This is a genomic window from Nocardioides sp., from assembly GCF_050699375.1.
GTDB lineage: Bacteria > Actinomycetota > Actinomycetes > Propionibacteriales > Nocardioidaceae > Nocardioides.
On sequence record NZ_JBOHDN010000057.1, the window covers coordinates 14,989 to 40,435 of the forward strand.

The following is a 25,447-nucleotide window of genomic DNA, read 5'->3' on the forward strand; positions in this document are numbered from 1 at the left end:
CCAGACCTCACCACATCCCCACCACAGAAGGACTTCCACATGCGTGACGCAGTCATCGTCGAAGCAGTTCGCACACCCATCGGTCGCCGCAAGGGCGCCCTCGTCGAGACCCACCCCGTCGACCTCTCCGCAGCGGTCCTGCAGGCCCTCGCAGAGCGTTCCGGCATCGATCTCTCCCTCGTCGACGACGTTATGTGGGGCTGCGTCGGCCAGGTCGGCGAGCAGTCGGCCAACGTCGGACGCAACGCCGTGCTCGCCGCCGGCTGGCCCGAGCACGTCCCCGGCACCACCATCGACCGTCAGTGCGGCTCGAGCCAGCAGGCACTCCACTTCGCAGCCGCGACGGTGGTCGCCGGACAGGCCGACGTGGTCGTCGCCGGCGGCGTGGAGTCGATGAGCCGTGTACCGATGGGCTCGGCCAGGAATGCGGGCCCCGGCCAGCCCTTCGGCCCCCGCATGCGCGCCCGGTACGACGACTTCGCGTTCAACCAGGGCACGGGTGCGGAGATCCTCGCCCGACGCCACAATCTGAGCCGTGAGCAGCTCGACGCCTACAGCCTGGAATCGCACCGTCGTGCCGCGCAGGCCATCGACGACGGCCGCTTCGTCAAACAGATCGCGCCGGTCGAGCTGCCCGATGGCTCCACCTTCTCCCAGGATGAAGGGGTACGTCGCGAGTCGACGCTCGAGTCCCTGGCAGGCTTGAAGCCTGCGTTCGAGGAGGACGGCCGGGTCACCGCGGGCAATGCATCGCAGATCTCGGACGGTGCTGCGGCCCTGCTGGTCATGACGAGTGACAAGGCGCGCTCCCTCGGCCTCGTCCCGATCGCCCGCGTGCACACCGCCACTGTGGTCGGCGACGACCCGGTCACCATGCTGGGCGGACCGATCCCAGCGACCGCAAAGGTGCTGAAGCTGGCCGGCCTGACGCTCTCCGACATCGGCGCCTTCGAGGTGAACGAGGCGTTCGCCAGCGTCGTCGGCGCGTGGCTCGACGCGACCGGTGCTCCCGCCGAGCTGGTCAACCCGCTCGGCGGAGCGATCGCGCTGGGCCACCCGCTCGGGGGCTCCGGCGCCCGGATCGCCACCACCCTGGTGCACCACCTACGTGACGAGGGCTGGCGCTACGGCCTGCAGACCATGTGCGAGGCAGGCGGCATGGCCAACGCGACGATCTTCGAGAACCTGGCGGTCACGTCATGACTCTTCCCCCGATCCTCCGTGACCGGCTGCGACTGCCGATCGTCGCGTCACCGATGTTCACCGTCTCCGGGCCCGACCTGGTGATCGCCCAGTGCACCTCCGGCGTCGTCGGCTCGTTCCCCTCGCTCAATGCGCGGCCCCAGCACCTGCTGGATGAATGGCTCACCACCATCACTGGAGCGCTCGCCAAGCACGACGCCAACCACCCCGAGGCGCCCGCCGCTCCGTATGCCGTGAACCTGATCGTGCATCGCACGAATGCCCGGTTGGAGGCCGACCTCGACACCGTCGTGCGCCACGAGGTGCCCATCGTGATCACGTCACTGGGGGCGCGCTCCGAGGTCAACGACGCGGTGCACTCCTACGGCGGGATGGTGCTGCACGACGTCACCCACAACGGATTCGCCCGCAAGGCCGTGGAGAAGGGCGCCGACGGTCTGATCGCGGTCGCCGCCGGAGCAGGTGGACACGGCGGTTCCCAGTCGCCGTTCGCACTGGTGCAGGAGATCCGCACCTGGTTCGACGGGCCGCTGATCCTCTCGGGCGCCATCGCCCACGGCCGCTCCGTGCTGGCCGCGCAGAGCGCCGGCGCCGATCTCGCGTACGTGGGCTCGGCATTCATCGCCACCCACGAGGCACTGGCGGACGACCTGTACAAGCAGATGGTCGTGGACTCCGGCGCGGCCGACATCGTGCACTCCGACCTGTTCACGGGAGTGCCCGGTAACTACCTGCGCGGCAGCATCGAGGCTTCGGGCCTCGATCCTGACCGCCTCGCCGAGCAGGACCGGGCCACCATGAGCTGGTCCGACGGAACCAGCAAGGCCAAGGCGTGGAGCAAAATCTGGGGCTCAGGACAGGGCATCGGCGTGGTCGACGGGGTAGGCCCGGCCGCCGACCTGGTCGACCGCCTAGCCGACGAGTACCACGCCGCGCGCCAACGGCTGGTCCGGTGAGAGCGATGTCAACGGGCCCACTTCAGGAGACCACCATGTACCACGGCAACGAGGTGCTCAACCAGACTCCGGAAATGATCGACTACGACGTGTCCGAAGATCCAGCACTTCGCGAAGGCCTGGTCAGGGAAGGTGCAGGCTGGGCGCTCGACGACCTCACCGAGATCGGTCGCGCGGCGGGCAGCCGCGAGGTGCAGGAGTGGGGCCGGCTGGCCAACGAGCACGCGCCGAGCTTGCAGCGTTATGACACAGTCGGCCACCGCCGCGACGACGTGGAGTACCACCCGGCGTACCACTCGCTGATGGCGAAGGCCTTCGAGTTCGGGCTCAACGCGGCACCCTGGTTCGACGACCGACCGGGCGCGCACGCGGCCCGTACCGCGAAGGCCTTCGCGTGGGGGCAGGCCGAGTCCGGCCACATGTGCCCGATCGGCATGGCGTACGCCGCCGTACCGACCCTGCGCCACGCACCCGAGCTGGCCGATGCCTACGCGCGGCGTCTGGCCAGCGCCGACTACGACCCGGAGCTACGTCCCATGGACGACAAGTCCGGGTTGGTCCTCGGGACGTCGATGACCGAACGCCAGGGCGGGTCCGATGCGCGGGCGAACATCTCCCGAGCCGTGGAACGAACGGACGGGACCTATGAGGTGGTGGGCCACAAGTGGTTCACGTCCGCACCGATGAGCGACGGATTCCTGACCCTGGTGCAGACCGAGCCGGGGCTCACCTGCTTGCTGCTGCCCCGAGTTCTTCCCGACGGCACACGCAACCCGATCCGCCTGGAGCGACTCAAGGACAAGCTCGGCAACCGGTCGAACGCCTCGGCCGAGATCGAGTACCACGGCGCTACCGGGTGGCGCGTCGGAGAGGAAGGCCAAGGCGTGCGCACGATCATCGAGATGGTCAACTTCACCCGCCTCAATTGCGTGGTGCTCAGCTCGGCGTTCATGCGCAATGGACTGGTGCGCGCCGTGCACCACGCCCAGCACCGCAGAGCATTCGGCAACCTGCTCATCGACCAGCCCCTGATGCGCAACGTGCTGGCCGACCTGACCCTCGAATCGGAGGCTGCCGTAGCTGCCTTGATGAGACTGGGCGGCGCGACCGATCGGGCGGAGGTCTCCGAATCCGACGCCGGCGTACGCCGACTCGGCCTGGCCGTCACGAAGTACTGGGTGTGCAAGCGCGCCCAGGCGGTGGTCGGCGAGGCGCTGGAGTGCCTGGGAGGCAATGGATACATCGAGAACTCCGGAATGCCGCGGCTCTACCGTGAAGCACCGCTGCAGTCGGTCTGGGAAGGCTCCGGAAACGTAGCGGCACTGGACGTGCTTCGAGTGATCCGGCGCCAGCCCGAGACGGTCGAGTCCTTCTTCGACGAGCTGCGCCTGGCGTCGGGTGCGGACCTGCGGCTGGACGCGGTTGTCGCGGGTCTGGAAAAAGACCTCGCCGCCGATGGGATCGACTCCGCCGAGCTGGAGTTCGGGGCGCGTGGCCTCGTCGAGCGGCTGGCCCTGGTGTTCCAGGCCAGCCTGCTCGTTCGGCACAGTTCCGCCGCAGTCGCCGATGCATTCGTCGCATCACGGCTGGGTGGTAGCTGGGGGATAGCCTTCGGCACCCTGCCCCGCGGCGTAGACGCCCCCGGCATTCTCGAGCGGGTGCCCGCTGGGGTGATCGGCTGAAGCTCTCGCCGTCGCGCTCCCCTAGTCTGCCGGGCCCCACGCCCGTTCGATGACCTCGACCACCTTGGGTCGCAGGTCGCTCGCCGCGATCACCTCGTCGACCGAGCCGACCTCGACGGCGCGGTGGATGTCGTGCACGCCGTCGAACTCGGCCGCGACCTCGGCGATCTTGTCCGCCCGCAGCTGGGCGCGGAGCTCGGCCAGCTCGACGACGAGGGCGCCGCGCTCCCCGTCCTCGGCATGGTCGATGCGCTCCTCGAGCGCGGCGACCCGTGAGTCCGCCGCCGCCCGCTTGGAGACCTCCGCGGCGAACACGACGGCCGCCGCGGGCGCGCCGCCCAGCACGGAGGCGTACGAACCTTCGATGGCGAGCACGGTCATCGAGGGGTTGAGGTGCTTGGAGAACACCACGAACGCGCCGCCGTGGTAGCGGGAGATGACGCAGAAGACGATCGGGCCCTGGAAGTTGACGATCGCGCGGCCGATCTCGGCGCCGTACTCGAGCTGCAGGTTGCGCATGGACTCCGGGGAGCCGTCGAAGCCGGACAGGTTGGCGAGCACCACCAGCGGCCGGTTGCCCGATGCCGCGTTGATCGCGCGCGCGACCTTCTTGGACGACCGCGGGAACAGGGTGCCCGCGGTGTAGGTGTCCGGGCCGTCGGTGGGAGGGAAGCCGGCGCGCGGCACCGGCTTGGACTCGATGCCGACCAGGCTGACCGGATAGCCGCCGATCCGGGTGTCGACGACCACGGCGGTGTCGGCATCGGCCATGCCGGCCCACCGCTCGAGCATCTCGTGGTCGGCATCGGCCAACGCCCGCATCACCGTGCGGATGTCGAAGGGACGCTTGCGGTCGGGGTTGTGCTCGGCCGAGAAGATCTCGCCGACGCATGCGAAGTCACCCGCGTGCGGGAAGGACGACACGTCGCGGTCGATCGGGTCAGAAGTCGGCGCACGGCGCGGCCCGGTCTCGCCGGGGACGACGTAGCTGTGCTCGTAGTGCGCCATGAGCACCCGGAAGGCACCGGCCAGGTCGGGCACCCAGTACTGCGCCTGACCGTTCGGGCCCATCACCCGGTCGTAGCCGCCGATGCCGTGGTTGTCCTCGGCCGACACCCCGCCGGAGAAGTCGAGCGACTGCTTGCCGGTGAGCACCATCGCGCTGTCCGGGGTCATCACGAGGATGCCCTTGGTATGCATCAACATGGTCGCTTCGGCATTCCAGTACGGCTGGGCGCCGACGTTGATCCCGGCGACGACGATGTTGATCTCGCCGCCGGCCTGGGTGAACTGGACGATCCGGCGCAGCGCGGCGGCGACCCAGTCCATGTTCTCGGTGCCGCTCTCCATCGAGATCCGGGCACCGGCCGAGACCGCGAACCACTCGACCGGGACCCTCATCCGCTCGGCGAGGTCGATGGCGGCGATCACCCGGGCGCACTCGGGCTCCGAGAGCGCGCCGAGCGATTTGAGCGGGTCACCGCAGAGCACGACTCGGCTGATGCCCTCAGGGTAGAGAGAGCTCGGGGTGGTCACGACGGCGACGATGATGCCGGCGCTGTTGAGTCCGGGAGCACGATCGACGGGTACGAGCACGCCGTCCGCGTCGAGGTCGTGCTCGACGACCGTGCCGCTGCCCGCCAGGGCACGCTGGAGCTCGTAGGGGTAGACGAGGCCGCGGCGCCGGGCGCGCAGCACCTTGGCGGCGTACTCGTCCATCGGGGCGAGCGGCTCGGTGGGCGGTTCGATGACGTCTGCCACGACACCCGCACCAGGCTTGGCGTGGAAGCGGATCGCCAGCCGGGTCGGGTCGCCGCCGTCCGGCGATGCCACGCGGCCCTCGGCGAGCACCTCCTCGATCCCGGTGCCCTCGCTGAGCGGTGTGATCTTGCTCTGCAGCGCCGTGATCTGGTCGAGATCTGCCTCGACCACAGGCCATACCGTCACCCACACATGGTTGACGTCGAGCTTGGTGCCCTCACGGCCCCGAGCGGTACGTACGCGGCGGATGGCCTCGAGGCAGTTCTCCACGGCACGCTCCACGTGCGGCAGCGCGATCACGCTGCCCTCGTCGTCGCGGACCACGGCGAGCTGGCGGGCCTGGGCGGCCGCGACGAGACGGCGGTCGGCAGGGTTGGCCCGGGCGACGCACTCGTAGAGCAGGACGTCGTCGGGCGCGGCGAGCCTGGTGACGTCGAACTCGCTGAGGCGCCACAGGTTGAGCCTGCGACCGACCATCGGGTGCATGCCCCGGACCAGCCCGTCCTCAACCAGCTCAGCCTCCGCAAGCTCGCCGGTCGAGGTGTCGGCGGAGCCGTCTCCCTGGTGGCGAAAGGTGAAGTAGTCGACCGGCTGTGGCGCGGCATTGCAGACCGCGACCGAGACACGGCGGGCGCGGCGGGCGAACTCCTGCCCGGCGAGCATCTTGGCGAGCTCGGCCGACGCAAAGTCCGGATCGGCGGGCGCGTCCGTCCAGCGCAGGTAGATCTCGACGACGTCGTCGTGGTCGGAGGCCAGCACCGAGGTGATGGCGGCACCGAGCCGGCCCTCGGGGTGGGCGAGCTCCGTCACGTCGCCGATGGTGGACACCACGCGGGTCGCGCCCTTCTCGTCCGTGGCGTACTCGGCGTGCACGACCTGGCGTCCGCCGCCATCGCCATCGCCTGTGCCAGTGCCAGTGCCAGTGACGGTCAGGTCGTGCAGGTGGTGGTCGCGGTAGTGCCGTCGGATCAACACCTCCAACAGCGGCTCGCGTTCGGGAAGTCCCTCGACCAGCCGGTCCCGGAGGAAGCCGACCAGTGGCTCGGGGACGGCCGCAAGTGCGTCGATGCGGGCGGCCCGGTCGGGGGCGTCCGGGTCGGTGAGGGCGGCGACCTCGGCCGGCACACCCTCCAGCACCGCGCGGCGCTCGTCGTCGACCAGCGGCTGATCGAACCAGCCGAAGCGGACCGAGCGGGCCAGGTCGCCGACCACGGCGAAACGGCGCTGGGTGGCGCGCACGATCCGCTCGAGCAGCGCGCGGACCGCGGCGGCGTCCTCCGTCGCCGGCGGCGGGTCGCCGAGCCAACGCTGCAGCACCCCGATCGCGACGTCGACGTCGGAGGGGTGCTGCTGGGCGAGGAAGACACGGAACACCGCACGCTCGAGCTCCGGCGTACGTTCGAGGTCGGCGACCCCGTAGTGCGCGAGGACCCGCTGCAGCTTGTCTCGGAAGTGGTCCGGCAGTGCGCCCCGGTCGGGGTCGAGGCTGCGCAGGTAGGTGTGGAAGTACTCCCGCGAGCTGTGCACGCGCAGCTCGGTGGACGGTTCGTCACCGGCCGGGCGGTTGCGGCTGAGCTCGGCGAAGTCGGTGAACAGCGACAGCAGGTCCATCTCGCGGCGCAGGGTGTCCGCGGGCGCGCCGGCGGAGCGAGAAGCCAGATGCGCGGCGAGCAACGCCGGGCGCTGATCCTCCTCGACGTCGTAGCCGAGCAGCAGGCTGCTCAGGTCGGCCAGCGCACCGTTGCTGCGGCCGGGCTCGGTGGTGGGCACGGGCAGATCGAGGTCGGCCAGGCGAGCGGTGGTCTCCTGCTCGCCCTCGGCAGAGCCGGTCGGCTCGAGGCGCAGCAGCGGCGCCGCGGTCTCGACCTGGCTCCCGACCCGGACCAGGAGCTCCTTGATCCGGCCGGCGAACGGCGCGGTCAGCGCGGTCTCCATCTTCATCGACTCGAGCACCAGCACCGGGTGACCGGCTGCCACCACGTCGCCGACGGCGAGCGGCGTGGACACGACCAGAGCCGGCGCGGGGGCGCGGACCATGCCGCCCTCGTCGCGGCTGACCCGATGCATCACGTCGTCGACCTCGACCAGATGGACGGGGCCGTGGGTGGCGGTCACCAACCGGTAGCGGTGGCCGTCGACGGTGAGCCGGCCGTGCACCTCGTCGATCCGGTCGAGGGTGGCGGTGAGGGTCCGTCGCTCGCCGCCGGCGGTGATGGTGACCTGGTAGCGGGCCGGTCCGGACTGCCGGACGGTCAGGGCGTACGTCCCACCGCGCAGCTTGAGCTCGATGGTGCGGGCCGGGTCGTGCTGGACCTGGGGGCGGCCACCTTGGGCCGTCTGCAGCATCCTCGCGATCTCACCCCGTTCCGCCTCGTCATAACCCTCGATCGCGGCGGCCACGAGCGCGACGCCGGCGTGCCGGGCCGCCTGGAGCCGCCCCTCGCCGCGCACCCGGTCGATCCACCCGGTGTCGGCCCAGCCCGGGCTGCCGGTGGTGACCTCTGGCTGGCCGAGGAGGTCGAGGATGAAGCTCTTGTTGGTCGCGCCGCCGTCGATGATGACGGTGGTCTCGCCCATCGCCCGGCGTAGGCGGGCCAGGGCCTGCTCGCGGTCGGCGCCCCAGGCGATCACCTTGGCGATCATCGAGTCGAAGTCGGCCGGGATGGTGTCACCCTCGGCCACGCCGGTGTCGACCCGGATGCCGGGGCCGGCGGGGAACTCGAGGCGGCTGATCCGGCCCGGAGCGGGTGCGAAGTCGCGGTCCGGGTCCTCGGCGTTGAGCCGGGCCTCGACCGCGTGGCCCCGCTCGCCCGGTCGGTCGCCGGTGAGCGGCACGCCGGACGCAACCTGGATCTGCAACGCGACCAGGTCGGTGCCGGTCACGATCTCGGTGATGGGGTGCTCGACCTGGAGGCGCGTGTTGACCTCGAGGAAGGCGAACGTCTTCTCGCCCGGGTGGTAAAGGAACTCGACGGTGCCCGCGCCGGCGTAGCCGACGGCGTTGGCGAGGCGCTCGGCCGACGCCTTGAGGTCGGCGGCCTGCTCGTCGGTCAGCAGCGGGGAGGCGGACTCCTCGATGACCTTCTGGTTGCGCCGCTGCACCGAGCAGTCGCGCACGCCGATCGCCCAGGCGGTGCCCTGGCCGTCGGCGATCACCTGGACCTCGACGTGGCGGGCGTCGGTGACCAGCTTCTCGAGGAAGACGACGCCGCTGCCGAACGCCCGCTGCGCCTCGTCCCGGGTTCGCTGGTACGCCTCGGCGAGCTCGGCACCGGAGGTGACCTTCCGGATGCCGCGACCGCCACCACCGGCGGTGGCCTTGAGCATGAGCGGATAGCCGATCTCCTCGGCGCTGGCCAGTGCCGACTCGAGGTCGTCCACACCGCCGCGGCTCCAGGGAGCCACCGGGACACCGACCTCCTCGGCGATCAGCTTCGAGCCGATCTTGTCACCCAGCTTCCGCATCGCCTCGGCGCTGGGACCGATGAAGGTGACGCCCAGCCGGTCGCAGAGCTCGGCGAAAGCAGGGTCCTCGGCGACGAAGCCCCAGCCGACCCAGGCGGCATCCGCCCCGGAGGCGATGAGTGCCTGCTCGAGGACGGCAAGATCGAGGTACGGCCGGTCGGCGGCGGCACCGAGCAGATGGGCCTCGTCGGCCTCACGTACGAACGCCGATCCGGCGTCGACGTCGGTGTGTAGCGCGATGGTGCGGATCGTCCCGTCGGATGTATCCCGCGCGTTGAGGTCGCGTACGGCATGGATCAGACGCATCGCGGCTTCACCGCGGTTGACGATGGCAATTCGAGAGACCTGTGGCACGGTGCAGACCCTTTCATCTGACACCGCTCCTGTGACCGCTCGACTCCGACAGGCTTCTCGGGGATTCCTTGTGGGCTATTCCCCAGCGTCGAGCAGCGGCAGCACGTCGGCGATGGAGCTGACCACGCGCGTCGGCCGGAAGGGGAAGGTCTCGATCTGGTCGGGCCTGGTGGACCCGGTCTCGACGAGGATGGTGCGCATCCCGGCCTCGAGGCCGCTGATGATGTCGGTGTCCATCCGGTCGCCGATCATCACCGTCGTCTCGGAGTGTGCCTCGAGCTGGTTGAGGGCGCTGCGCATCATCAGCGGGTTCGGCTTGCCGACGTAGTAGGGCTCCCGCCTGGTCGCTGCGCTGATCAGCGCGGCAACGGACCCGGTCGCGGGAAGCGTGCCCTGCGGGCTCGGTCCGCTCGGGTCCGGGTTGGTCGCGATGAAGCTGGCCCCGCCCTCGATCAGCCGGATCGCCCGGGTGATCGCCTCGAACGAATACGTACGAGTCTCGCCGAGCACGACGTAGTCGGGGTCGTTCTCCGTCATCACGTACCCGACCGCGTGCAGGGCGGTCGTCAGACCGGCCTCACCGACGACGTACGCCGAACCCTCAGGCCGCTGGTCGGCGAGGAACTGGGCGGTCGCGAGGGCCGAGGTCCAGATCGACTTCTCGGGTACGTCCAGGCCGGACCGGAGCAGCCGGACGCGGAGGTCTCGAGGGGTGTAGATCGAGTTGTTGGTCAGCACCATGAACGGCACCGACTCCTCGGACAGCTTCGCCAGGAACTCGGCGGCGCCCGGGATCGGCTCCTCCTCGCGCACCAGGACGCCGTCCATGTCCGTCAGCCATGTCTTGATGGGGCGCTCGTCGATCACGGAGCCATCCTCGCCGATCCCGGCCTCACCGCCAACTACTACTTTCCCCACCGGTCAATAGTGCTTTCGGTCACCCGGGAATGTTCTTCGGCCAGATGTTCCCACCCTCCGATCAGCGAAGACTGACACCGTCCCACCAGCATCCTCGGAGGAAGAAATGAAACGCACCCTAGTTCCGCTGGCCGTCGCTGTCGTCTCGCTGGCGGCCGCGCTCGTCCCAGGGGTCTCGGTGGCCGGCCCGGCCGAGACACAGACCCAGTCGCCGGACACGATCAAGTGGGAGAAGTGCCCCGCTGAGATCTCCCCCGTACCGATCCCGAAAGGTATGCAGTGCGGCACGCTGAAGGTCCCGCTGGACTACAGCGATCCCAACGGGCGGAAGATCGATATCGCGGTCTCGCGACTGCCGAGCAAGAAGCCGGAGAAGCGGCGCGGCATCCTGGTGACCAACCCCGGTGGGCCCGCCGCTGGAGAGAGCTACCCCGCGCTGCTCGTAGCGACCGGCCTCCCGCAGAGTGTCCAGGACAGCTACGACGTGATCGGGTTCGACCCGCGCGGGATCGGCCGCAGCACGCCGGTGACGTGCGACATCACCCCGGAACAAGAGGTCACAGGCAGCATCCCGCCGTACGCTCTCGACGCCGCCGACGTGACCGAACGGGCAGCCGAGAGCAAGCAGATCGCCGAGCAGTGCGCGACGTCCAAGACATCCTGGATGCTGCCGCACGTCAGTCCGGCCAACACCGCACGTGACATGGACCGGATCCGGGTGGCCCTGGGCGAGTCGAAGCTGTCGTACGCCGGCGCCTCCTGGGGAACCCACCTGGGCGCGGTCTACACAACTCTGTTCCCGAAGCGCAGCGACCGGATCGTGCTCGACAGCAACATGGGCCCGGGCGGCTGGGACTACGCGAGCGACCGGCTGTGGTCGCAGGGCGTCGAGGACACCTTCCCGGCCTTCGCGAAGTTCGCTGCGGCGAACCACCGCGAGTACGGCCTGGGCAAGACACCGGCGCAGGTACGAGCGAAGTACTTCGAGCTCGCCGAGCAGCTGGAGAAGAAGCCGATCCCGACTCCGGACGGTCCCTTCGACCACGTCGCGTTCCGGCTGATCAACTTCGGGATGCTGTACGCCCCGACCCAGCTGCCGCTGCTCGCCGGCATCTGGCAGGCGGTCGACGCGAACCAGCCGCCGCCACCGCTGCCCGGAGGCGGCGCCGCGACGGACGCGGACAACCTCATCTCCGGCCGCTACTACATGACCTGCAACGACGCGCGCTGGCCGAAGTCGGTCGCGACCTACCAGCGCAACGTCGCCACAGACCGGATCCGGTACCCGCTGTTCGGCGCCTCCGGAGCCAACGTCACGCCGTGCGCGTACTGGCCGGACCCGGCCGAACCGCAGGTCCGCATCACCGACCGGGGCCCAGCCAACGTCCTGATGGTGCAGAACCTCCGCGACCCGGCGACACCGCTCGCCGGTGCGCGTGAGATGCGGAAGGCGTTGGGCAAGCGGGCCACGATGGTGACCGCCGACCAGAGCGGCCACGGCGTCTACCCGGGCGGCAGCAACCGCTGTGCGAACCACGCGGTGACCAAGTATCTGACCACGGGCGAGCGGCCGTCGCGCGACTACCACTGCTCGGCCGACGCCGCCCCACGTTGATCTGAGCCCGCTAGATTGGCCGGATGGAGACCATCGACGGCGAGCCGGTGCTGGACCGGCCGTCGGTGGCCGAGGTCGAGGCCTTCTTCGAGTCGGCCGCAGCCGAGACACGTGCCGTGTGGCTGCGGCTGACTCGCAAGGGCATCGAGCCGGCCTCCCTGTCCTCCGACGAGCTGGTCGACGTCGGCCTCTGCTTCGGCTGGATCTCCGCCGTACGCCGCCGAGGCGATGAGACGACCTACCTGCAGCGCTACACCCGTCGGCGTCCGCGCTCGAAGTGGTCCCGGATCAACATCTCCAAGGTCGAGCGCCTCACCACTGAGGGCCGCATGCGTCCCGGCGGCTTGGCCGAGGTCGAGGCAGCGCGGGCCGACGGTCGCTGGGACAACCCCTGGACCTGAGGTGCCCGGTCTGCGGTCACTCGTCTTGGCGCAGGTCGCCCTCGACCCGTGGCGGCAGGTGGGAGAGGGCGGTCTGGACGAGCGTGACGCGGGTCTTGACCACGACGGCACGGCGGAGCCGGCCGATGTCGTCGCCGAGCTGCCGCTCGACGGACTCTCGGACCTCCTGCTCGGAGAAGGACGGACGCCCGCCGACCGGTACGTCGACGTCGGGGAGGTCGGTGAGCACGGGGAAGATCTGGGTGCCGATCCCGTCCAGGAGCTTGAAGCGCTTGAAGCGGTCCATCTCGTCCCAGGTCTGGTCGATGTCCGCGCCGCGCTTGCGTCCTCTCCTGCTGGAGGCCAGCACCGTCTTCGCCGCCCCCGTCAGGGCCACGGTGAGCTCGTGCTCGGTAAGTCGCATGAGGCATAGCATGCCCCGAGCCGCCCCAGACGTCGCCGCTGGGCTGATCACCGATCGATAACATCGACGCCGCCGACCTGATCCAGTGCGTCCGGCGGCGGGCGAAATTTTTCGCCCGCCGCCGTGACCTCTCCCGGTCAGCCGAGCCAGCCGTTGCGACGTGCGGCGAGAGCGGCCTCGGTCTTGTTGCGGGTGCCGGTCTTGCCGATCGCGGCGGAGAGATAGTTGCGTACGGTGCTCGGCGAGAGGAAGAGCCTGCCGGCGATGTCGGCGATGCTCGAGCCGTCCTCGGAGGCGGCGAGCACGTCTCGCTCACGCGAGGTCAGCGGGTTCGGAGCCGAGCGGAGCGTCGCCGCGGCCAGGGCGGGGTCGAGGACCGTCTCACCGCGCAGCACCCGGCGGATCGCGTCGGCCAGCTCCTCGACCGGCCCGTCCTTGGCCAGGAAGCCGAGGGCCCCCGCGGCCATCGCCTCACGGACATACCCGGGCCGGGAGAACGTCGTCAGGATCATCACCCGGCACTCCGGCACCCGCTCGGCCAGCTCCGCGGCAGCCTCGAGGCCGCTGAGCCCGGGCAGCTCGATGTCGAGCAGGGCCACGTCAGGGCGCACCTCCAGCGCTGCCGGCACGATCTCGGTGCCGGTCCCGACCTGTGCGACCACCTCGAGGTCGTCCTCGAGACCGAGCAGCACGGCGAGCGCGCCACGCATCATCGCCTGGTCCTCGGCGATCAGGATGCGGATCACGATGCGGGCACGCTTGCCTCGAGCCGGAACCCGTCGGACCCCGGCCGTACGTCAAGACGTCCGTCGACGGTGCGCAGCCGCTGCCGCAGACCCTCGAGACCGCCGGCTCTCTCACCGGAGCCCACCGGGCCGCCGATCCCGTCGTCGACCACGGCCAGCCGGAACTCGCCGCCGTCCTCGGTGAGCTCGAAGCGGCAGCTCGCCGCCCCGGAATGACGGAGCACGTTCGTGGCGCCCTCGCGCACCACCCAGGCGAGCGCCTGCCCGGCGATGTCGGGCATCTCGGGCGGAGCCGGGGTCACCGACGTACGTATCCCGGCGGCGTCCAACGCGCGACGGGCCCCGTCGAGCTCCTCGGCGAGGGAGAGTGTCTTCATCTGGTCCACGGCGGCCCGGACGTCGACCAGCGCGGCCCGCCCGACCTCCTCGATGTCAGCCGCGTGCGCGGCGGCAGCCTCCGGGTCGCGGGCCGCCAGGCGGCGTACGGCCTCGGCCTTGACGACCATCACGCTCAACGTATGGCCGAGCAGGTCGTGCAGGTCGCGCGACATCCTGGCCCGCTCCTCGGCCACAGCGACCTGGGCCAGCTCCTCCCGGGTGCGGCGGAGCTGTTCGATGGCCTCGAGGAGGCGCAGGAACGACGTGGTCGTCACTCCGCTGAGGAGGATGCCTCCGACGCTGATCAGGTAGGCGTCTCCGACGCCCTCGATGACCGCGATCGAGACCGCGACACCGGCCGTGGCCAGCGCGAGGGCCAGCACCAGTCGCCAGCCGCGCAGCGCCACCGGTGCGATGATGGCCAGGACGCCCCAGACCGTCTGCCAACCCTCGCCCTGCAGTGCGGCGAGCGCGACGAGGGCGAAGAGCAGAACCAGCAGGGCGACCACTCGCCCCGCCGGTCGGGGCGCAGGCCCGGCGATACCGCTCGCCAGCACGGCGGCCACCCCGACGGTGGCGACGGCCCCGACCAGGACGACCTGGCCGACCGCCCGCATCGCGCCGTCCGAGAGGCTGAGCAGCGGGAAGAGAAGCAGCACCGGCAGCCACACCAGCACCACACCGTGGCGCTGGATGTGACACCTCAGGCCGGACACGGTCGTCACCCTACCGGCGCCGCAGACCGGCGATGACCACAACAGCGACCACGACGTGCAGGCTCGTCAGGCCCAGCCCGGCGGCCATGGTGAGCGCGCTCGTCGGGGTGATCATCGAGACCACCGCGATCCCGACAGCCACCATCGTCCACCGCCTCGTGCCGCGCTCGGAGCGGCCCTGCCACCACCGCAGCAGCGCGCCGCCCGCCAGCGCGATCACCAGGCTGCTCACGATCACCGACACCATCCCGATCTCCTGGGATCCGCTGCCGGACTTCGCCTCGAGGATCACTCCCCCGGCCTGGGTCCACAGCACCCAGGTGATCGTCGCCGCGATGGCCGCGACGGCCGCCACCGTCAGGACCTGAAGCCATCCGACCCGGATACGCTGCTGGGTCTCGTTCGTCACGGTCGTCATGCGATTCCTCCGTCTCTGCCACCCGTGGTGGGTAGTGACTCAAGGTTCGCGTCCGAGGGACCCCCGACGTCAGATCAGATTGTCCGGACCTGGCAGTGACAATTGTCAGTGGCAGAAGACAGTCGCAGAAGACAGTGCCAGATGACTGCGGCAGTCATGCCTAAGGTGGAGGCATGCGCATCGCCATCGTCGGCGGCCACGGCAAGGTCGCCCTTGAGCTCCATCCGCTCCTAGCCCGCGCGGGACACACCCCGCTCGCGCTCGTACGCAGCGAGGACTACAGAACCGAGCTCGAGGCGCTCGGGGCCGAGGTCGGGCTGCTCGACATCGAGGCCCAGGACGCCGACGGTTTCGCCGCGGCCTTCGCAGGCTGCGACGCGGTGGTCTTCACCGCCGGCGGCGGCCCTGACGGCAACATCGAGCGCAAGCGCACCGTCGACCTCGAGGGCTCGACGAAGTCCATCGCGGGAGCCGAGACCGCCGGGATCCGGCGGTTCGTGCAGGTCTCGGCCATCGGTGCCGACGAGCCGGTCCCCGAGGACGCCGCCGAGGTGTGGAAGGCGTACGTCGCGGCCAAGCGTGACGCCGACGTCGCCGTGCGCGCCAGCGGCCTCGACTGGACCATCCTGCGTCCCGGCACTCTCATCGACGAGCCGGCGACCGGGCTGGTGAGCCTGGGCGCGAAGCTCGAGCGTGGCTCCATCCCGCGCGCCGACGTGGCCGCGGTGGTCGCCGCGGTGCTCGATGAGGAGGCCACTATCGGCAAGCAGTGGGACCTGGTCTCCGGGGACGCCTCGGTCGGCGACGCCATCGCCGCCGCGACCTCCTAACCGGGATCGCCTAGCCGCGAAGCCCCAGAAGACCCTTGACGTACGCCGCCTGGCCGATGTGCTGGGCGGCGTCGTCGACGATGCTGACCAGCCGCACGGCACCGGTGACCGGCGGGTCCCACTGGTCGTCGACGACCCGGCCGAGGTCCTCCTCGCTCAGTCCGTCGACGAGCTCGCTCGTGGCCTCATGGACGGCCTGGTAGTAGTCGGTCAGCAGCTTCGGGTCCTCCAGCCGGAACGCCCCGACCTCCTCCGCGCCCTGGCCATAACCCATCGCGCCGGGCTCGTAGGGCAGCCCGAACCGCTCCACCCATCCGTCCCGGATCCATACCTCCTCGCCGCCCACGATCGGCGCGATCTGGGCGTCCTCCATCCGGCCGATGTGCCACAGGGTCCAGGCGATCGAGTTCGCGCCGTCGTACGGCTGCCACAGCAGGTCGTCGACCGACAGACCGTCGACGATGGCGGGAAGGGTCTCCGCGATCCGGCCGAAGCCGTCCGCGAGCAGTCTCTGGGGCCAAGTTGCGCTCATGCCCTTGTTCTACACCTTGGGCAGTCACGCCGAACCAGCACAGCAGCAGTGCCGGGTCAGGCCGGCAGCTGCGCCTGGGCCTCGGTCCACATCCGGGTCACCACGTCGGCGGCTGGTTCGGCTACGGCACGGGCGGCCGCCTGCCCGGCCCAGTGGTTGGCGCGGTCCAGGGGCACCTCGGCGCCAGGGTCGGGCGTTCCTCGGCGCCACCGGGAAACCAGGGCACGCTGATGCGGGTACGGCGCGGGCGAAGGCGCACCCGAGGCCGCCCAGGAGCGTACATAGGGAGTCGGAGCGGCGCGACCGAGCCGTCCGGAGTACGCCCGCGTGGTGACCGTGTCCTCCGGCGCGAGGCCGTCCAGCGACGCCGCCCAGGCCCCCGCGATCCCGGTCTCCGGGGATCGCAGCAGAGCGGTGCCGACCTGCACGGCGCTCGCGCCGAGGGTCAGCGCCGCTGCGACCCCGCGACCGTCCGCGATCCCACCGGCGGCGATGACCGGCACGTCCACCCCGTCGGCGATGTGCGGCAGCAGCGCGAAGAGGCCGACAGCCCTACGCTCGGCCGCGTCCGCCTCGAAGACACCGCGATGCCCGCCGGCCTCGAGCCCCTGCGCGACGACGGCGTCGGCGCCCGCCGCCGCAGCCGCCTGGGCCTCGGCAAGGGTCGTGGCGCAGGCGAACCAGGCGATCCCGGCCTCGTGCAGACGGTCGACATAAGCCGGTGGGAAGAGCCCCATGATCGAGGAGATCACGCGTGGCCGGGCGGCGAGCATCGCCTCGCACTGCTCCTCGAACGAGGGCCCCGGCGGCTGGATGGGACCCGGCGTACCGAACCCACCGAGGAACTCCTCGGCGGCGGAGATCTTGGCGGGGTCGTCGTCGAGTGCGTCGGGGATCCAGATGTTCAGCTGGAACGGCCCCCGCGACCTCGACCGGAACTCCTCCGCCCACGTCGAGATCTTCTCCGGCGAGTCGAGCACCACCCCGGCCGCGCCCATCCCCCCGGCCTCGGCGACCGCGGCAGCCAACTCCGGCGGACACGCACCCGCCATCGGCGCCTGAAGGATCGGCATCGAGAGGCCGTACGCCTCGCAGAATTCCTGAGCACGTCGTCGGGCGGTCACGCGCGCAACGTTAGCGCCCGAATCCACTGGCGCCACCCGACCGGGAGCGGCAGGATCAGACCATGCGCACCCTCATCTACTCTGCGTTCGTGTCCATCGACGGCGTCGTCGACTCCCCCGGCGGTGGCTCTGCCACGGAGACGCACCGAAGCGGCGGCTGGACCTTCCAAGACCTCGAGTTCCTGCCGGAGGCCTACGAGATCAAGGGCACCGAGATGCAGGAGGCCGGGGCGATGCTGTTCGGGCGTCGCAGCTATGAGGCGTTCGCGCCGATCTGGCCAGACATGGAGGACTTCGCGGTGGTCAAGGAGATCCCGAAGTACATCGTCTCGACCACCATCACCGAAGGCGCCCTGGTCGACAGCTGGGGCCCGCAGACCGTCCTGACGTCCCTCGATGAGGTCAAGGCGCTCAAGGAGGGCGAGGGCGGTCCGATCCTGGTCGCCGGCAGTGCCGAGCTCGCCCGCAACCTCTCCGACGCCGGCCTGATCGACCGCTACCACCTGCTCGTCTTCCCCGTCGTCCTCGGCGCCGGGAAGCGGATGTGGAGCGAGACCGACAAGGACAAGCAGATGCTGAAGCTGCTCGACTCGCAGACGTACGCCAACGGCATCACCAAGCTCGTCTACGACGTCGTACGCTAGAAGGTCGGACACAAGCGCCCGCCCCTCCGAACGGAGGAGCGGGCGCATTGTTGGTGCTGTGGGAACGATCAGGCTCCGAGTCCGTCGACCCAGTCCTGGTTCTCCTTGATCCAGGTCGCGACGGCCTCCTTCTGAGCGTCCTCGTCGTCGCCGGCGTCGACGACGCCCTTCTCGAGGGCGCCGTACTGCTCGTCGTCGAGCTTGGCCTTGCCCATCATCTCGGCGACCTCCGGGAACTCTCCGCTGAAGTCCTTGTTGGCGACCTCGTTGAGGGTTTCGGCCTCACCGAGAGCTCCCTTCGGGTCCTCCAGGTCGCGCATGCCGAACTCGGCGTTGGCCCAGAACGGACGCCACAGCGTGACGACGATGTCCTCCTTGGCCTCGACGGCGTTGCTGAGAGCCGTGGTCATGGCGTTCGTCGAGGAGGTCTGGAGCTCCCAGCCGTCCTCGGCCAGCTTGTACTCGGGGATCACCTTGTCCTGGACGGCCGCGGTGAGGCCGGCGCCCTGCTCGATGCCGACGATGGTGCCGTCGTAGTCGCCGGACTTGCCGACCAGGTCCTCGATCGACTTGAGCTCGGAGTACTCAGGCACCGCCAGGGTGAGCTTGGCGTTGTCGTAGTAGGAGCCGAGGTCCTCGAGGTCGTCGCCGTGCTTCTCCATGTAGGCCTTGTGGGTGACCTCGGGCCAGGCCGACGGGTAGACGTCGATGTCGCCACCGGCGAGGCCCTCGTACAGCGGGCCGGCCTCGCTGAGCTCCTCGATCTCGACGTCGTAGCCCTTCTCCTCGAGGACGTTCTCCCACAGGAGAGCGGTGCTCAGCCCGTCGGTCCACGACGGGATGATCCCGAGGGTGACGGTCCCCTTGCCCTCGTCACCGCCGCTGCCGCTGTCGTCGGACCCGCAAGCCGCCAGGCTCAGACCCAGGCCCGTCGCCACAGCCATGGCGGCGATTCGCTTGGTTGTCGTGCCAAACATCTAATTTCCTTCCATAGGGGTGGAGCACCTGAGGTGCTCACGGTCCCGAGAGTTCTTGAGTTGATGGGTCAGGCGGCCGCAGCCGTCTTGTCCTGAGACTTCGGCTTCGGGGAGAACCGCTCACGCAGCTCCTTGATCCGGCCATGCCCGGGACGCCGCGAACCGACCGAGGCGGTGAGCCGGTCCAAGAAGATGGCCAGGATCACGATCGCGAAACCTGCGTCGAAGCCCTGCGCGACGTTCGCCTGCGCCAAGGCTCCGGTGACTTCCTTTCCGAGGCCGTCCGCGCCGACCATGCCCGCGATGACCGCCATCGACAGCGCCAGCATGATCACCTGGTTGACGCCGGCCATCACGGTCGGCATCGCCAGTGGCAGCTGGATGTTCTTCAGGATCGCGCGAGAGGTCGCGCCGAACGCCTGACCGGCCTCCACGACCTCGCTCTCGACCTGGCGGATGCCGAGCTCGGTGAGCCGGACCGACGGTGCGATCGCGAAGATCACGGTGGCGACGATCGCCGCGGCGTTGCCGATACCGAACAGGCCGATCATCGGGACCAGCCACACCAGGCCCGGCATCGTCTGCAAGAAGTCCATGACCGGACGGACGATCCTGCTCGCGGTGGCGGATCTGGCCGCTGCGATCCCGACAGGGACACCGATCACGAGGGCGATCACGGCGGCGAGCAGGATCTGGGCGAGCGTCCACATCGCCGGCTCCCACATCTCGCCGAGAGTCTGGATGAGAACGAACCCGATGACCGTGCCGGCCCCGAGCTTCCAGTCGCGCACCAGCCAGGCCAGCAGGCCCAGCAGGACCGTGACGATCAGGGGGTCCGGAACCATGAGGATGTCGTGCATACCCTCGACCGAGGATTCGATGCCGTTGCCGACGGTGTCGAAGAACAACTCGAAGTTGGTCTTCAGCCAGTCGAACGCCTCCTCGACCTTCTCGCCTGCCGGGATCGTCGGCACGGTCACCAACGGGTTGAGTATCTCAAGCATCGACAGCCTCCTTGGCCTCGCCGGCGTTGGCCTCCACCTCGGCGTACGCACCGAGAGCCGAGAGCAGCGTGATCCGCGGGATCACGCCGATCAGACGCCCGGCGTCGTCGAGCACAGCGATCGCCGGTGACTCGGCCGCCGGCCCGAACAGGTCCGAGATCGTCGTGTCGGCCGAGACGGTCGCGGTCTCCGAGACCGGCTTCATGAGCTCGCTGATGTCGGCCTTGTCGAGGTTGTTGCCGACGTCGCTCTCGGTGACGTACCCCTTGAGGGTGCGGTCCCGTCCCACGACGAACATGGCCGGGATCTGGTGCTCGCGCATCAGCTTGTGGGCGACACGCGGCCCTTGGTCGGCACCGAGGACGGTGACCGGCGGCTCCATCACCGACGACGCCGTCAGCACTCGGGTGCGGTCGACATCGGCGACGAACTGGGCGACGTAGTCGTTGGCCGGATCCGTGAGGATCTCCTCGGCCGTCCCGATCTGGACGATGCGACCGTTGCGCATCATCGCGATCCGGTCACCGATCCGCATGGCCTCGTTGAGGTCGTGGGTGATGAACAGGATCGTCTTGCCCAGCTTCTGCTGGAGCTCGATCAGCTGGTCCTGCATGTCGCGGCGGATCAGTGGGTCCAGGGCGCTGAAGGCCTCGTCCATCAACAGGATGTCGGTGTCGGCCGCGAGCGCGCGGGCCAGACCGACGCGTTGCTGCATGCCGCCGGAGAGCTCGCTCGGCAGGTGGTCGTCCCAGCCGGTGAGCCCGGACATCTCCAACGCGTCGTGCGCACGCTGACGGCGTTCGTCCTTGCCGACGCCCTGGGTCTCCAGGCCGTAGGCCGCGTTGTCGAGCACGGTGCGGTGCGGAAAGAGCGCGAAGTGCTGGAACACCATGCTGATGCGCTCGCGGCGCATCCGTCGCAGGTTCTTCCCGGAGGCGGCGGTGAGGTTCTCGCCGTAGACCTCGACATGCCCCGCCGTAGGCGGATGCAGTCCGTTGATCATGCGGATCAGCGTCGACTTGCCGGACCCGGACAGGCCCATGACGACGAAGATCTCGCCTTCCTCGACGGAGAACGACGCGTCGATGACCGCCGGGGTCAGCCCCGCCTTCTTCAGATCGGCGGCATCGTCGCCGGCCTCGAGGCGTTTGACGCCCTCGCGGCCCTTGCGGCCAAATACCTTGTACAGGTGGTGTGCCTCGATTGCTGGCACATAGCCCCCTCGTCTCGGCGGGTGTTACTTCTGTTATGCCACCTGCCCCGAGCGGAAGTGGACCATCAGCGAGCCGATCACAGTCACGACAACGCACGCAAACCCAAACGCGTTCTGTTACCAGATCGTACCTGGATCAACACCTCCGCGCCGGAAGGGAGCAGAACCGTCGCTCCAACGGCGAGATTCCGACGGCAGCCTAGGGGCAGCGCGCGTAGAGGCCGCGCGACCCTGTTCCGTACGCAGCGGGGTCCGTGAACGCACAGCCGTAGTCGGGGGCGGCGACGGCCGCCGGGTCGAGCACGTCGTCCCCTGCCGGCCGGTCACCGCGCTCGACCCAGTCGACGAGGTCGTCCCAGGCGGCCGTGGCCTCGGCGGGGCTGAACTCGCAGTGCCCGGCCGACCGGATCGCCCGCTGCACGACCAGGCCGCCGCGGTGGTGCCGGTTCACCTCACGCAGGTAGATCTGCTCCAGCGAGAACGGCACGAACATGTCGCCGAGGTTGTGCAGGCTCACCACCGGTGCGGTGGGGCGACCGGAGATCCGCGACGGCGCGTTCAGGCGGTGGCTGTACCGCCCGGCCGGGTCGGTGGGGTCGATCCGCTCGATCTCGGAGTCGAGGTCGACCGGCGAGCTCGGCGTGTAGACGGTCCTGCGGTTGGTCGCGACCCGGGAGATGTTGAACGCGAGCGTGCCGCCATCGTCGACCGCCGGCAGCGTGAGCAGGTAGTCCTTCCACTGACCGAAGGCCGCCTCATCCCCCGGGCGCGGGCCACCGCTGCGCTCGATGGTCATCGCGCGCAGCTGCTCCCCCTCCGGCGTCAGCGCACCGTCGAGACCGAGCCGCTCCTTGATCACCGGTATATCGACGGATCGATAGTCCTCGGTGTAGGGGTAGGCATCGTGACCGGCCAGCGCCTGCGCCCCCAGGTTGTAGTCGACGAAGTAGTCGAACAGCTCCACGTCCCCCAGCTGCCCGCACATCGGCAGCGCGCCGTCGTAGAAGCCCGGATACTGCTCCAGCGAGCGCCCGATCACGTGCCCGCCCATCGACACCCCGGTGACGTACGTGCGGGTCGCACGGCGGGGCAGGACCTTGGAGGCGTACGTCGCCAGGTCCCGGGTCGAGCGCACCCCTGATCCGACGTCGTAGCCGTTGGTCGAGTAGCTCGATGCCGCCCAGGCGTATCCCTGCTCCAGGAACGTACGCCGCAGCTCGAACCCCGGAGTCTCGGGCACGAGCGTGTAGCCGAGCCCGCGGTAGCCGTGGGCCCACATCACCAGCTCGCCGTTCCAGTCCTCCGGCACCTCGAGAATGTACGCAGCGTGCTCGTGCACCCCCTGACGCACCGTGGTCTCCTGCCCACCGACGACGATCGGCGCCACCGGCGGGTTGCTGATCGTGTAGCCCGGCAGCGGCTGGTCGCCGGGTGGCTCGGGGTCGGCGATCGCCGGTCCGGTCGTGGCGACCAGTGCGGAAGCGGTCAGGAGCAGGGCGAGGACGGCGGCTGACGCACGAGGCATGTCTTTGAGAGTAAGTCCATCTCGAGACCGGCGTCCCGGAAACGGAGCACGACTCGTCTCGTACTCCGCGCACAACGGCTCAGCCGATATCCACCGCCTCAGCGCCCGACGACCCGCCGGCCCGCGTCGACCAGCGAGCCAGGACAGGCAGGGCTCAAGACAACGAAGTGCTCAAGACAAGGAAGGGCTCAGGACAACACAGTCCTGCCGGTGCAGCGTGGAGTCGTCGAGCAGCTCCTCGACGGCGATCCGTTCGCCGGGCACCCGCCGCAGCGAGGTGGTCTCCTTCTCCTTCACGAACACGTCGTACGTCCTGGCCAGCTCCGCCAGGTAGCCGCGGTCCATGTGCTCGATCTCGAGCATCAGGGCCCAGTGGGAGGTGTTGGCCAGTGCTTTCGCCGCACCATCGACGACCTCGCGTTCGAACCCTTCGACGTCCACCTTCACGCAGAACGCGCGGCCGCTGACACCGAGCACCTCGTCGAGCGTGGTGACCTCGACCTCGCGGAACTGCCAACGGGCCGACCCGTCGTGGCGCTCGTCGTAGAGGGACGACGTCCCCGACCAGGTCCGGTCGACCGCGAACCTCGCGGTGCCGGCCTTGTCGGCCACGGCCTGAGACCGCAGGTCGATCGAGATCCCGCGGGCTTCGAGGGTCTTGTGGAGCACCTTGTGCAAGGCGGTGTTGGGCTCGAACCCGATCAGTTCCACGCCCTCGGGGATGTCCACGCCGACGAGCATCTCGCCATAGTTGACCCCGATGTCGATGACCGTCGCCCACCCGTGCAGGCCGAGCGCCACCCGCCACAGCTCGAGCGAGCCACGGATGATGCGGCCCCTGTTGGCGATCAGCCCGATGGCCCGTGGATCGGTCGGCCGCACATAGATCCGATGCCCGTCTTCGGTCGTCGCGTACGCCATCTCGTGCACCTTCACATCGGGAGGTCTTCGGCCCCAGCCGCCGTTGGCTGGTCTCGGAGCATAGGGCTCGTTCTGAAACTCGAGTCGAACCCTGGGCATCGTGGATCAGGCGGCGAGGTCGTAGTCGAGGAGTACGTCGCGCAGCATGAACTCGGCTCGGGACAGGCGTCGTGGAGGGTGTTGCTGTCCCCAGGTGTCGGGTGGTGGGCTGACATAGGTGTGCCCGGTGGGTGTGATGGTGATGATGCTGCCGTCGGGTCCTGGTCTGGCCTGCCAGCCGATCGCTTCCTTGGCTTGATTACATCGCTCGCACAGACCTTGGAGATTCTGCGCGGTGGCCTTGCCGCCGTCGGCATGACGTTCGACGTGGTCGATGTTGCGGATCGGGGCATCACACCCGACCGTGCGGCAGATCCCACCGTCGCGGGTGGTGATGAACTCCGCGAGCCCGTCGGGTGCTTTCCGGGAACGGGACTCCATCGCGACGAGCCGACCGACCGGGTCGGTGAACAGGCGCCGGACGAAGACATCGGCATCGGCGAGTGCCTCACGGACCCAGGTCGCGGGGACGGGCCCATAACCCTCCACGAAGGCAGGCTGGTCGCCCTCGTTGGTGAGGGCGTCGGCGCTCATCACGACCTTGACCTCGATCCGAGGCCTCGCGTCGGTGGTTTCGCGTCCGGTGACCCGGTTGACGAGAGTGTCGGCCATGACCTGGCCCCGGGTCCGCCCATCCCCGGCAGCCTGAGCGGCCTTGGCGGCCTGGTCGAGCGCGGCGTAGACCGCGACCCCGTCCTTGACCGGCAGCAACCCACCGAGCCAGGTCATCGTGTCCGGTGCCGGCCGGAGACTGACCCGACGGTCCCTCTCCGCGTTCGCGGCCCGGTTGACCACGGATGCTTGGTCGAGGCCGATCGCGAGCTTCTTGGCCGCGTTCTCGAGCTCCTTGAGCCCCATCGACACCGCTTTCGGCGTCTCGCCATCGGCACCAGAGGAACAGAGCTCGTAGTCGATGACCCGACGGTCCTCCAACGACAAGCACGCGGTCTCGCGGGCCACGATGGTGGCCTGCCACTGGGAGAACCGGCCGGCCTTCATCAACGCGAAGGTGTGCGGCATCTCGGAGACCAGGATCTTGGCAAGACCGAGCAGCTTGGCCCCTCGAGCCGGTGAGACCCGCCGCGCCAACGCCACCTGGGAAGCCACCCCTTCGCCGCGCTTGCGGACAGGAACCCCCACGGCAGCCTGACGCTCCCGAGCGAGTTCCTCGAGCCGTACCGAGGCTTCTGCCTGCACCGCCTCCGCCACACACTTGACCTCTTCGAGCCGCGCGATCCAGTCGACCAACACACCCTCGGACACACCAGCAGGCGGCCCGGCAAGTAGCTGGTCGATGGTCTCGTTCATACCCAGCATTATACGCCAGAAGCAGCACCATAGCGACCCATTTGTGCAGGTCAGTCCCCTGTTATGCGGTCAGCGAACAAGTCTCGTGCCGTTGCGCCACACCCTCGCCGCCGCCCCGATACAGGCGAAATCTTTCTCGATCGCGTGCCGGGTCCAGGACCGCGAAGCGGCCGGCGAAGCCGGCGGGCCGAAGGCCCGTCCTTGACGCGGTACGCGATCGAGAAACAATCAAGAACGGGTCGGCGGCGAACCCC

Annotated in this window: 21 protein-coding genes; 7 read left to right on the forward strand and 14 right to left on the reverse strand. The window is 69.4% G+C overall.

The window, feature by feature from the left end; all coding sequences use genetic code 11:
* The first annotated feature begins 39 nt into the window (after positions 1–39).
* Genes ACRDPS_RS03130 through ACRDPS_RS03140 form a run of 3 tightly spaced genes read left to right on the forward strand, consistent with a single transcriptional unit; the run spans position 40 to position 3,841 of the window.
* A complete protein-coding gene (locus ACRDPS_RS03130; RefSeq protein ID WP_431500157.1) occupies positions 40–1,203 on the forward strand; it encodes a thiolase family protein in 1,164 nt (387 codons plus the stop codon).
* Positions 1,200–2,159, forward strand: coding sequence for an NAD(P)H-dependent flavin oxidoreductase (locus ACRDPS_RS03135; protein WP_431500158.1), 960 nt, complete (start codon positions 1,200–1,202; stop codon positions 2,157–2,159). The genes ACRDPS_RS03130 and ACRDPS_RS03135 overlap by 4 nt, the downstream gene beginning before the upstream one ends.
* Before the next feature lie 35 nt (positions 2,160–2,194).
* On the forward strand, positions 2,195–3,841 hold the full coding sequence (locus tag ACRDPS_RS03140) for an acyl-CoA dehydrogenase family protein (RefSeq protein ID WP_431500159.1): 1,647 nt from the start codon (positions 2,195–2,197) through the stop codon (positions 3,839–3,841).
* Positions 3,842–3,862: 21 nt separating this feature from the next.
* On the opposite strand, the gene ACRDPS_RS03145 is transcribed toward ACRDPS_RS03140, so the two are convergent.
* Positions 3,863–9,445, reverse strand: coding sequence for a carboxyl transferase domain-containing protein (locus ACRDPS_RS03145; RefSeq protein WP_431500160.1), 5,583 nt, complete (start codon positions 9,443–9,445; stop codon positions 3,863–3,865).
* 51 nt (positions 9,446–9,496) lie between these two features.
* Complete coding sequence (locus ACRDPS_RS03150) at positions 9,497–10,288, reverse strand: HAD-IIA family hydrolase (protein ID WP_431500178.1); 792 nt, start codon at positions 10,286–10,288, stop codon at positions 9,497–9,499.
* Positions 10,289–10,445: 157 nt separating this feature from the next.
* Here ACRDPS_RS03150 and ACRDPS_RS03155 point away from each other — a divergent pair, with 157 nt between their 5' ends.
* On the forward strand, positions 10,446–11,954 hold the full coding sequence (locus ACRDPS_RS03155) for an alpha/beta hydrolase (RefSeq protein ID WP_431500161.1): 1,509 nt from the start codon (positions 10,446–10,448) through the stop codon (positions 11,952–11,954).
* A gap of 23 nt (positions 11,955–11,977) precedes the next feature.
* Positions 11,978–12,355, forward strand: coding sequence for a YdeI/OmpD-associated family protein (locus ACRDPS_RS03160; RefSeq protein ID WP_431500162.1), 378 nt, complete (start codon positions 11,978–11,980; stop codon positions 12,353–12,355).
* Positions 12,356–12,371: 16 nt separating this feature from the next.
* On the opposite strand, the gene ACRDPS_RS03165 is transcribed toward ACRDPS_RS03160, so the two are convergent.
* The 4 genes from ACRDPS_RS03165 to ACRDPS_RS03180 all read right to left on the reverse strand — a co-directional run bounded on the left by ACRDPS_RS03165 (position 12,372) and on the right by ACRDPS_RS03180 (position 15,016).
* Positions 12,372–12,758, reverse strand: coding sequence for a hypothetical protein (locus ACRDPS_RS03165; RefSeq protein WP_431500163.1), 387 nt, complete (start codon positions 12,756–12,758; stop codon positions 12,372–12,374).
* A 137-nt stretch (positions 12,759–12,895) separates the two neighbouring features.
* Positions 12,896–13,504, reverse strand: coding sequence for a response regulator (locus ACRDPS_RS03170; protein ID WP_431500164.1), 609 nt, complete (start codon positions 13,502–13,504; stop codon positions 12,896–12,898).
* Positions 13,501–14,598, reverse strand: coding sequence for a sensor histidine kinase (locus tag ACRDPS_RS03175; protein WP_431500165.1), 1,098 nt, complete (start codon positions 14,596–14,598; stop codon positions 13,501–13,503). The genes ACRDPS_RS03170 and ACRDPS_RS03175 overlap by 4 nt, the downstream gene beginning before the upstream one ends.
* 10 nt (positions 14,599–14,608) lie before the next feature.
* Positions 14,609–15,016, reverse strand: coding sequence for a DUF6069 family protein (locus tag ACRDPS_RS03180; protein ID WP_431500166.1), 408 nt, complete (start codon positions 15,014–15,016; stop codon positions 14,609–14,611).
* Between the two features lie 173 nt (positions 15,017–15,189).
* Between ACRDPS_RS03180 and ACRDPS_RS03185 the strand changes: the two genes are divergently transcribed.
* A complete protein-coding gene (locus ACRDPS_RS03185; RefSeq protein WP_431500167.1) occupies positions 15,190–15,846 on the forward strand; it encodes an SDR family oxidoreductase in 657 nt (218 codons plus the stop codon).
* 10 nt (positions 15,847–15,856) lie between these two features.
* Here the strand turns inward: ACRDPS_RS03185 and ACRDPS_RS03190 are convergent, their stop codons facing one another.
* Together ACRDPS_RS03190 and ACRDPS_RS03195 are read right to left on the reverse strand one after the other, a co-directional pair.
* Complete coding sequence (locus ACRDPS_RS03190; protein ID WP_431500168.1) at positions 15,857–16,378, reverse strand: mycothiol transferase; 522 nt, start codon at positions 16,376–16,378, stop codon at positions 15,857–15,859.
* Between the two features lie 56 nt (positions 16,379–16,434).
* The gene (locus ACRDPS_RS03195; protein ID WP_431500169.1) at positions 16,435–17,502 is read right to left on the reverse strand and encodes an NAD(P)H-dependent flavin oxidoreductase; all 1,068 of its coding nucleotides are present in this window, start codon (positions 17,500–17,502) and stop codon (positions 16,435–16,437) included.
* Positions 17,503–17,564: 62 nt separating this feature from the next.
* Between ACRDPS_RS03195 and ACRDPS_RS03200 the strand changes: the two genes are divergently transcribed.
* Positions 17,565–18,146, forward strand: coding sequence for a dihydrofolate reductase family protein (locus ACRDPS_RS03200; protein WP_431500170.1), 582 nt, complete (start codon positions 17,565–17,567; stop codon positions 18,144–18,146).
* Positions 18,147–18,214: 68 nt separating this feature from the next.
* Here the strand turns inward: ACRDPS_RS03200 and ACRDPS_RS03205 are convergent, their stop codons facing one another.
* From ACRDPS_RS03205 to ACRDPS_RS03230, 6 genes are all read right to left on the reverse strand, one after another.
* The gene (locus ACRDPS_RS03205) at positions 18,215–19,090 is read right to left on the reverse strand and encodes a glycine betaine ABC transporter substrate-binding protein (RefSeq protein ID WP_431500171.1); all 876 of its coding nucleotides are present in this window, start codon (positions 19,088–19,090) and stop codon (positions 18,215–18,217) included.
* Between the two features lie 101 nt (positions 19,091–19,191).
* Positions 19,192–20,127, reverse strand: a complete 936-nt coding sequence (locus tag ACRDPS_RS03210; protein ID WP_431500172.1) for an ABC transporter permease — start codon at positions 20,125–20,127, stop codon at positions 19,192–19,194.
* Positions 20,120–21,340 (reverse strand): quaternary amine ABC transporter ATP-binding protein, encoded by a 1,221-nt coding sequence (locus ACRDPS_RS03215; protein WP_431500173.1) that lies wholly within the window; start codon positions 21,338–21,340, stop codon positions 20,120–20,122. The genes ACRDPS_RS03210 and ACRDPS_RS03215 overlap by 8 nt, the downstream gene beginning before the upstream one ends.
* A 199-nt stretch (positions 21,341–21,539) precedes the next feature.
* Entirely contained in the window at positions 21,540–22,865 is a 1,326-nt protein-coding gene (locus ACRDPS_RS03220; RefSeq protein WP_431500174.1) for a hypothetical protein, read from the reverse strand.
* Positions 22,866–23,036: 171 nt separating this feature from the next.
* Positions 23,037–23,786, reverse strand: coding sequence for an FkbM family methyltransferase (locus tag ACRDPS_RS03225; protein WP_431500175.1), 750 nt, complete (start codon positions 23,784–23,786; stop codon positions 23,037–23,039).
* 105 nt (positions 23,787–23,891) lie between these two features.
* Positions 23,892–25,193, reverse strand: coding sequence for a DUF222 domain-containing protein (locus tag ACRDPS_RS03230; RefSeq protein WP_431500176.1), 1,302 nt, complete (start codon positions 25,191–25,193; stop codon positions 23,892–23,894).
* Between the last annotated feature and the right edge of the window lie 254 nt (positions 25,194–25,447).

Excerpts from the sequence above, each read along its gene's own strand:
- ACRDPS_RS03130 (WP_431500157.1), top strand. The coding sequence starts at position 40 with ATGCGTGACGCAGTCATCGTCGAAGCAGTTCGCACACCCATCGGTCGC.
- ACRDPS_RS03135 (WP_431500158.1), top strand. The coding sequence starts at position 1,200 with ATGACTCTTCCCCCGATCCTCCGTGACCGGCTGCGACTGCCGATCGTC.
- ACRDPS_RS03140 (WP_431500159.1), top strand. The coding sequence starts at position 2,195 with ATGTACCACGGCAACGAGGTGCTCAACCAGACTCCGGAAATGATCGAC.
- ACRDPS_RS03155 (WP_431500161.1), top strand. The coding sequence starts at position 10,446 with ATGAAACGCACCCTAGTTCCGCTGGCCGTCGCTGTCGTCTCGCTGGCG.
- ACRDPS_RS03160 (WP_431500162.1), top strand. The coding sequence starts at position 11,978 with ATGGAGACCATCGACGGCGAGCCGGTGCTGGACCGGCCGTCGGTGGCC.
- ACRDPS_RS03165 (WP_431500163.1), bottom strand. The coding sequence starts at position 12,758 with ATGCGACTTACCGAGCACGAGCTCACCGTGGCCCTGACGGGGGCGGCG.
- ACRDPS_RS03180 (WP_431500166.1), bottom strand. The coding sequence starts at position 15,016 with ATGACGACCGTGACGAACGAGACCCAGCAGCGTATCCGGGTCGGATGG.
- ACRDPS_RS03185 (WP_431500167.1), top strand. The coding sequence starts at position 15,190 with ATGCGCATCGCCATCGTCGGCGGCCACGGCAAGGTCGCCCTTGAGCTC.
- ACRDPS_RS03190 (WP_431500168.1), bottom strand. The coding sequence starts at position 16,378 with ATGAGCGCAACTTGGCCCCAGAGACTGCTCGCGGACGGCTTCGGCCGG.
- ACRDPS_RS03200 (WP_431500170.1), top strand. The coding sequence starts at position 17,565 with ATGCGCACCCTCATCTACTCTGCGTTCGTGTCCATCGACGGCGTCGTC.
- ACRDPS_RS03205 (WP_431500171.1), bottom strand. The coding sequence starts at position 19,090 with ATGGCTGTGGCGACGGGCCTGGGTCTGAGCCTGGCGGCTTGCGGGTCC.
- ACRDPS_RS03210 (WP_431500172.1), bottom strand. The coding sequence starts at position 20,127 with ATGCTTGAGATACTCAACCCGTTGGTGACCGTGCCGACGATCCCGGCA.
- ACRDPS_RS03220 (WP_431500174.1), bottom strand. The coding sequence starts at position 22,865 with ATGCCTCGTGCGTCAGCCGCCGTCCTCGCCCTGCTCCTGACCGCTTCC.
- ACRDPS_RS03225 (WP_431500175.1), bottom strand. The coding sequence starts at position 23,786 with ATGGCGTACGCGACGACCGAAGACGGGCATCGGATCTATGTGCGGCCG.
- ACRDPS_RS03230 (WP_431500176.1), bottom strand. The coding sequence starts at position 25,193 with ATGAACGAGACCATCGACCAGCTACTTGCCGGGCCGCCTGCTGGTGTG.